Origin of the sequence: Arthrobacter sp. SO5, assembly GCF_020532805.1 — a bacterium.
Taxonomy (GTDB): Bacteria; Actinomycetota; Actinomycetes; order Actinomycetales; family Micrococcaceae; genus Arthrobacter.
In genome coordinates, this window is the sequence record NZ_MQTQ01000083.1 from 46492 (window position 1) to 52849 (window position 6358).

The 6358-nt window shown below is 62.8% G+C and carries 7 protein-coding genes and 1 pseudogene; 4 read left to right on the forward strand and 4 right to left on the reverse strand.

Going from position 1 to position 6358, the window contains the following annotated elements:
* Positions 1-156: 156 nt before the first annotated feature.
* Entirely contained in the window at positions 157-1071 is a 915-nt protein-coding gene (locus BJG92_RS15495; RefSeq protein ID WP_232084885.1) for a ParA family protein, read from the forward strand.
* Positions 1068-1436 (forward strand): hypothetical protein, encoded by a 369-nt coding sequence (locus tag BJG92_RS18570; RefSeq protein WP_232084886.1) that lies wholly within the window; start codon positions 1068-1070, stop codon positions 1434-1436. The genes BJG92_RS15495 and BJG92_RS18570 overlap by 4 nt, the downstream gene beginning before the upstream one ends.
* Positions 1437-1450: 14 nt before the next feature.
* Here BJG92_RS18570 and BJG92_RS15505 read toward each other — a convergent pair whose 3' ends face one another.
* A complete protein-coding gene (locus tag BJG92_RS15505; protein ID WP_232084887.1) occupies positions 1451-1753 on the reverse strand; it encodes a DUF4193 domain-containing protein in 303 nt (100 codons plus the stop codon).
* 217 nt (positions 1754-1970) lie between these two features.
* Here BJG92_RS15505 and BJG92_RS15510 point away from each other — a divergent pair, with 217 nt between their 5' ends.
* Positions 1971-2420, forward strand: a complete 450-nt coding sequence (locus BJG92_RS15510) for a VOC family protein (protein WP_232084888.1) — start codon at positions 1971-1973, stop codon at positions 2418-2420.
* Positions 2421-2818: 398 nt separating this feature from the next.
* On the opposite strand, the gene BJG92_RS15515 is transcribed toward BJG92_RS15510, so the two are convergent.
* Positions 2819-3391: a TetR/AcrR family transcriptional regulator gene (locus BJG92_RS15515; protein WP_232084889.1), complete on the reverse strand. Its 573-nt coding sequence runs from the start codon at positions 3389-3391 to the stop codon at positions 2819-2821.
* Between the two features lie 321 nt (positions 3392-3712).
* On the opposite strand from BJG92_RS15515, the gene BJG92_RS15520 reads away from it, so the two are divergent.
* Complete coding sequence (locus BJG92_RS15520; protein WP_232084890.1) at positions 3713-4816, forward strand: NAD(P)/FAD-dependent oxidoreductase; 1104 nt, start codon at positions 3713-3715, stop codon at positions 4814-4816.
* Positions 4817-5056: 240 nt separating this feature from the next.
* Here BJG92_RS15520 and BJG92_RS15525 read toward each other — a convergent pair whose 3' ends face one another.
* Both BJG92_RS15525 and BJG92_RS15530 read right to left on the reverse strand, forming a co-directional pair.
* Positions 5057-5980, reverse strand: a complete 924-nt coding sequence (locus tag BJG92_RS15525) for a DNA/RNA non-specific endonuclease (RefSeq protein WP_232084891.1) — start codon at positions 5978-5980, stop codon at positions 5057-5059.
* 179 nt (positions 5981-6159) lie between these two features.
* Positions 6160-6358, reverse strand: a pseudogene (locus BJG92_RS15530) (GIY-YIG nuclease family protein); the annotation flags it as partial.

Here is a 6358-nt window from a genome sequence, read left to right on the forward strand (position 1 = left end):
ATTCACAAGTGAATACGGTGAAACCAGCAAACATGCTTAAAACGTTTTAACTTGGTTCGCTGTATCCACAAGTGAAAAAAGTAAAGACACGGAAGCAAGCTTCACAAGGAAAGCCAGTGTTGCTGGCTACGCTGGAATAACTTTGGAAGGAAATTTATGAAACACGATCTGGACCGCGGCGCCCTAAGCCGAGTAATCGCGGTAATCAACGGCAAAGGCGGGGTTTTCAAGACCAGCCTTGTTGCCAACGTAGGTGGACTCCTTGCCGAGGGCGGATCGCGTGTGCTCCTCGTGGATCTAGACCCTCAAGGAAACCTTGCTGAGGACCTCGGTTACGCCGACCAGGGTGACGGCGGCAGAAGCCTGGCGGCTTCGTTATGTTTCGGGGGAGAACCCGACCTGCTGACCGGCGTCCGACCCAACCTGGATGTCATAGCCGGGGGCCCCCATCTCGACGATGCTGCGGCGTTCCTTGGAGCCAAAGCCCAGAAGGATCGTGACGCTGCGCAGCTGGCTCTCGCCAAACTGCTTGCCAACGTCGCGGGGGAGTACGATCTGGTCCTGTTGGATTGCCCGCCGGGAAATGAGCCGCTTCAGGCGGCCGCGGTGGCTGCAGCCCGCTATGCACTGGTTCCGCTGAAGACAGATATGTCCAGTCGTAAGGGTGTCGCCGCCGTCGCGGCACGCATGGACAGCGTCGTGGGCCTCAATCCCACTCTGGACCTACTGGGCGTCGTCCTCGTCGGTACCGGTACGAATTCCAAGCAGGTGCACAAGGTCACCCGCGACCACCTCACCGCGGATTTTGGAACAGACGAAGTGTTGTTCCCGATGAGCATCCGCCACGCGGAGGCCACGGCGCAGGCGTGCCGTGAGCGTGGATTGCTGGCCCACGAGCTCGAGCGGGAGCTCAGTAAAGGCCCGAAGTGGTGGGAGGTCCTGCGCGGTGAAGCGAAAGCCGGCAATGCCGGGCCGAAGTCGGCGTCCAGCGTGGCCGAAGACCTCCACGCAGTCGCCATGGAAGTGACCAGGCGCATCGCCGTCGCAGAATCTCAGGAGGTTAACGCGTGAGCGCCGAAGCCACACCCAGCCGCCCCGCACTTGGACTGCCTCCGCGCCGCACGGCAGCGCCGGCCGCGGAGGCTCCGCTGGCACGGATGCTTCCCGGTCACCGGCCGGAGACGTCCAAGAAGGCGGAACCCAAAGAAGCCGAAACTGCGAATATGACGGTGGGCATCCCCGCCGCGTTGCGGAACCGGGCGCGGGCCGCGTACCGTGCGACCAGCTACGCCGAGGGGGATAACACCTGGAGTCATTTCGTTGCGAAGGCGATCGAAGCGGAGACGGCCCGTCGCGAAGCAGAGCACAACGACGGCGAAATGTACCCGTCCTGGGGCGAGAATCTCCCCGGGGGACGGCGGCTCAAAGACAGTTGACGAGCAGCGCCGGCTCAGTCTTCACAGTCGGTGCAGAATGCATGGGCGCCCTTGCGGAGGGCGATCTGTGAGCGGTGGCGGACGAGGAAGCAGGAGTAGCAGGTGAACTCGTCCTCTGCTTGGGGTATCACCTGGACAATGAGTTCTTCACCGGAGAGGTCGGCGCCAGGGAGTTCTACGCCGTCGACGGTGTCTGTTTCGTCGAGTTCCAGCACGACGCTGCGGGCGTCGGGGGAGTTGGACGCCTTCAGGGCCTCCAGAGAGGCGTTGCGGGATTCAGCGACGTCGGGTTTTACTTCGTCGTAGTCGGCTGCCACGGTGGTTACTCATTTCCTGTGGATGATTCTTCGGAACGGACCTGACCCGACGGCCAGCGCGGTGGGAGGATTTGTGGCCGTTGGCGCGCTGCGGTGGTCCTAACGGCTGAGACTGGGAGTCAGGGACCATGTTTAGTGGTAAATATGACCGATAGATGAGACGGGTTGGCTGATTCCCGGGGTTGGCGCGGAAACCGTTTGTGAGCAAGGGGAAGATATGACGACAGCTACTGTTGCACCCGATCCGGGCTTGGTGCCGGAGCTCCTGGTCACGGATCTCGACACGAGCCTGGATTTCTGGTGTCGGCTGTGCGGGTTCGCGGTGCTCTATCACCGGATCCATGAGGGCTTCGCCTACATTGGCAGCGGCTCGGCGCACGTGATGCTTGAGCAGGCTGGAATGGGTCGCAACTGGATCACCGGGAATCTTGAACGTCCACTCGGGCGCGGGATTAACTTTCAGGTTTCAGTTCCGTCGATCGAACCGCTTGTAGATGCGCTGGAAGCCGGAGGCTGGCCGCTCTTCATGGCGCCGGAGAGCCGGTGGTACAGAACCGGCGAGTACGAATCCGGCGTCACACAGTTTCTGGTGGTGGATCCCGACGGATACTTGATTCGGTTCCAGGCGTCCCTGGAACGAAGACTTGCCTCTCGAGAGCGGGCATGAGCATCGATTGAGGATCCGCGGAGTGGACGCGGCGGGGACGACAGTTTTGACACATCGTTCCAAGCGGTCCGGACGGATGCTCGGCGGGGATGCTGAGAAGCCTGGCCCTAGAGGGCCGACCGTGGCCCGGATAGGTAGGCTGCCTGCCTCTCGCCGCTAGGTTTCGAAGTCGCTTGCACCGATCCGCTAACGGGAACCAGGCCCGCGACGGAACTTGGAAAGAACTATCGGGCCATCGCCGCAGTTGTATACGGTTCGTTTCCCGGCCATCTCAGGAAAGGATCCTTTGCAGGAAGAACGGCCTTTGATGAATCATCGGACAGATAGTTTCTTCACTCGTCCTGATCGCGCAGCTGGAAATGCGGCGATCCCGCTGTATTGGGGAACTGCTCCACGCGCTACTTCGTGGTCGGAAGCTGCCCGTAGCCGCACAGGAAGAATTGGACGTCTGCGTGTACATCGTTGGCCAAGGGGATACCCGGTTGCGCCTTCGTGAGCAGTCTCTTCATCAGGATCGGACTGAGGAGTGAAACGAGGAGATCGTAGGGGGTGCCTCCGCGGAGCGTCCCGGCAGCCTGATGGCGTTGAATGATCTCGGCCAGTTCAGTCATGACCCGTAGCGGCACGGTGCCGACTGCCGACAGTTCGGGGCTGTCCGGCGCGGATTGCAAGAAGTCCAGCATGATCGTTGCGTTTCTTTCCACGAGTTGGGTGTAGGCGGTGGCGATCAGCAGGATGTCGTGTTCCGCCTCGCCTGTATAGACGAGCTGAAGGTTACCCATGCGCGCGGATTCGTGAGCAAGGGCAGCGGTGAAGAGGTCGGACTTGGCGCCGAATCGGCGGAACAGAGTGACCTCGCCCACCGCAGCGCGTTCCGCGATCTTACGGGTGGTGGCCGAACGGTATCCCTCCTCGCGCCACACCTCGAGTGTGGCCTCGAGAATCCGGCTTTCGGGAATCGAAGCAGGCATCCACTCACACTCCTTCAGGGGCCGTGATCGTTGTCGGAGGTTCGTGCGCGAGGCGCAAGACCACGACCCAAGTATGGCGCAGTACAGAAGCCCGGCAGCGTCGATACCGACGCCGCTCAACGAAGCGTCCGACCGGGCAGGCCGGGCCGATTGGGCTTCCCAGCATTGGCTGCACGGACCGGTTTGGATGCCGGTCCCTGATACCGAAGCCTTTCACTGCGCGCTCTTGAGGTCCCAACCAGCAGACCAGCCGCCCTATTGACAGTAGGCACTTACAATACGACTATAGCAAGCAGATGCTATCAACCAGGGGAGTCGGGCATGCAGGCGAAGACGGACGTTCTGATCGTCGGTGCGGGGCCGACGGGGCTCTCCGCGGCGCTGTTCCTCCTGGATCAGGGGCACAGGGTCCGCCTCATCGATCGGCGGAGTGAACCGTCGTCGTTCTCGAAGGCGTTCGGCGTCAACGCGCGCACCCTCGATCTCCTGTCCGCATCGGGTGTCTCGGAATCGTTCATCGCCAACGGTCGGAAGCTTGAACGCATCAACATCCGCCGTCGCGGGAAGGTGCTGGGTACCCTGCAGCTCGATGATGTCGCTGATGAGTACCCGTTCCTTTGTGTCCAGAGTCAGGCTGACTCCGAGCGGATCCTGACCGAGGCCGTTCAGGAGCGCTCCGGGGTCGTCGAACGGGGCGTGGAACTAACGAATCTGGAGCAGGGTGATGCCGGCGTGGAGGTGACCACCCGCTCCTCTTCAGGGGAGCAAGTGATCCTTGCGAGCACCGTGTTCGGCGCGGACGGTGCCACCAGTACGGTGCGGAACCTGCTCGGCGTCGACTTCGAAGGCACCACTTACCCTGAACCGTGGCAACTGTTCGACGTCGAGCTCGAAACGCCGCTGCCCCCGGATGAGGCAAATATCTTCCTTCTCGCCGATGGAGGGATGTTCGTGGTCCGTCACGCCGGGAATCTCTGGCGCGTCCTGGGCAGCGGGGCAGACCTCCTCGGGGCCCTCCCTGCCGGCACCAAGATCGGACCGGTTCACTGGGAGTCCAGTTTCCAAGTGTCCAACCGGGTAGCCGCGAAGTTCAGTCACGGCCGGGTCCATCTCGGCGGCGATGCCGCTCACACCCATGCCGGCATCGGAGCCCGCGGCATGAACCTCGGCATCGAGGACGCGTTTGTGTTCGCCACCCTCTTCGACCAGGGACGGCTGAAGGACTACGAACACCTCCGGCGCCCCATCGTGCAGAAAGTCGTCCGCGAGATCACAAGGATGATGATGGTCCCACGATCACAAACTCTGCCGGGCCGCATCGTGCGCGCCGTCCCAGCCATCGTCGGAGTCGTTCTGCCACTGGCCCGAACAAGGATCCAACCCTGGCTCCTCGGCCTCGACCACGAGATTCACCTCCGCCACTGAGCGACCCGGCCCGCAGTTGACGCCGACCCGTGCCGTCGGTCCAGGCAAAGGATCCTTTGCTTAGACGTAAGGCGGGGCTTGGCAACCGGTGGGTGAACCCCAGCAGTGGCGGCGTAGTTCATGTCCATGTTCTGTCTCAGCAGTGTGTCGCGCATCGCCTGTTCTCAGCAAAGGAGGCATCCCCCTTTGATGAGCGGGGAGGGTGTTGGCGTAGGAAGTCTGGGGTTGGCTGCTATCGGCTTAGTGCTGGAGGTCGAAGTCCAGGTCGAGGCATTCGGGGCTGGTGAGCTCCCGCCAGGTTGAGGTGATCCGGGCGGTGGGCAGTGATGCGGCAATCGGCATCCGGTCGATGGCGCTGAGGTGGGTCATGTTGAGGCCGGTCAGTGCTGCGATGTCGCGGATGGGGACTTGGAACGTCTTGAACGGGCCCAGCGGGGGAGCGTCACCATCATGTACGGCGCCCGGCCGCGGCACGTCCGGTAGGTCTTTCAGCTGCGGCGTCTGGTCCACGACATAGCCCGTGGCGGCCAGTGACCCGCTCTCGAGGAACACCGCGACCTTGAAGAACCGCAGGGGGATTTGCACGCCCCGGTACACGGGATCGATGTCGCTGAAGATCGGCCCGGTGAACACGATCAGCCGCCGGCCGTTGTCGGCGGCGTTCTGCAACAAGTAGGTTTCCAGTCCGAGCCAGAGCTCGAGGCTCTGGTTGAACGTCGCCGCTTGCGGGGCCGCGTTCGTGTAGTGGAAGGTGTCCTCGTTTGCCTGGGCCGCCTCGGCCCGGGTGTCGCCCCAGGCGGCGGAGGCCCGCCGGACGAGGTGCCCGCGGTCGATGTTGTTGCGCGCGTAGACCCTCTCTCCGGTCTGCTGGTCCTCGGCCAGCCGGGGATCAAGGCGCCAGTTGATGCCGGATCGGTCGAGGTTTATGAGTTGTTTTCCGTCGATGCCGAGCGCCGTGATGGCGGCCAGACGCTTGTCGGGCCGCATGAGCACCGAGAAGTGGGTGTAGGGCAGCAGGGTCGTCTCGACGTCGTTGATGGATGGGATCGGCACCCGGCGGCCGAGGAACTGCTCGTCAAAGCCTGCACGGTCAGAGAGGTCCTTGATGGTGGTGGCATTGGCTGCGGTGGTGGTGATGCGTGGTTCGGGCAGGGTGTCGTTCATCGGCCGAGGGTACCAGCGGCGGGTGACGGGCGGATGAATGCTCCAGCGCCCTGGTGCCGCTCTGGTGTCGAGGGGCGGCGTCAGAACCTGACCGGCGGAACCGGGTGACGGAGGTTGGGGCGGACGAACACGATCTCCTTGCCCATTGGGTACCCGCACGCGGACGCCCGGCGGCTCGATCAGTTCCTGTTGAGTCCGAATTTACGTGTCATCAGCGCTGCTTTGTAGTGGGACTCGGCTGCGTTCACCTCGGAGGAGGGTGTGCTGGGTCCGAAGACGCGGAGAAGGCTGAAAACGAAATGGCGGGAGTGGTCTGTCTTCGCTCTGGTGACTTCCCCGGCTGCGCTGGCGTGGGCTAGCTCGCGGAGGGCGACGTTC